Here is a 711-nt window from a genome sequence, read left to right as displayed (position 1 = left end):
CAGGTCACCTACACCGTGACCCTGAGCAACGCGGCGGGTCTGCCAATTAATAACCATGGCCCGTTGGAATTCACCCTCTCCGATGGCACCAAGATCACCGTCGCGGCCAATACCGCGACTGGCACGGCAACCATCGCCGCTGCCGACGACGTGTTCACCGGCGGCCAGGCGCCGATCGTCAACAAGCTCGAGAGCGTTACTGGCGCGGATAACTTCGAAAAACTGACCCTGAGTCAGACCACAGTCGACACCACCGTCACCGATGAGCCATCAGGCCAGGGCGACAAGGTCACCGTCAGCATCGAAGGCAATGGCGGCGTACAGGAAAACCTCGCGCCGACCTTCACCGTCAAGGTCGACCAGAAACTCGATCACGACCTCAAAGTCACCTTGAGCAATGGCGACACCGTCACCATCGAAGCGGGCAAATTGTCGGCCATCTACACCGCACCGGTGCAGGGCGACGACGTCTACAGCGACCCAAGTAACCTGAGCCTGACCGTCGGCTCGGCCAGCGTCGACGGCAAGGCCTTCGAAAACCTGGTGATCGACGGTACCGCGGCCAATGTGGCCATCACTGACACCGTCAGCGAAGTGATTGCGACCCTGACTGCGGACAAATCCACCGTTGCTGAAGGCGGTCAGGTCACCTACTCCGTGACCCTGACCAACGCAGCCGGTCTGCCGTTGAACAATCACGGTGAACTCACC

1 protein-coding gene is annotated in these 711 nt (G+C 60.5%); it reads left to right on the top strand.

What is annotated here, in order from left to right:
* Window positions 1-711: immunoglobulin-like domain-containing protein (locus tag ACM6G4_RS18685; protein WP_414914306.1), on the top strand; the 711-nt coding region annotated here is incomplete at both ends.

This window comes from Pseudomonas sp. IT-P258, assembly GCF_949767825.1.
In the GTDB taxonomy this organism is placed as follows: domain Bacteria; phylum Pseudomonadota; class Gammaproteobacteria; order Pseudomonadales; family Pseudomonadaceae; genus Aquipseudomonas; species Aquipseudomonas monachiensis.
The sequence above is the reverse complement of the archived record's forward strand: the minus strand, read 5'-3'. Positions and strand labels throughout refer to the sequence as shown.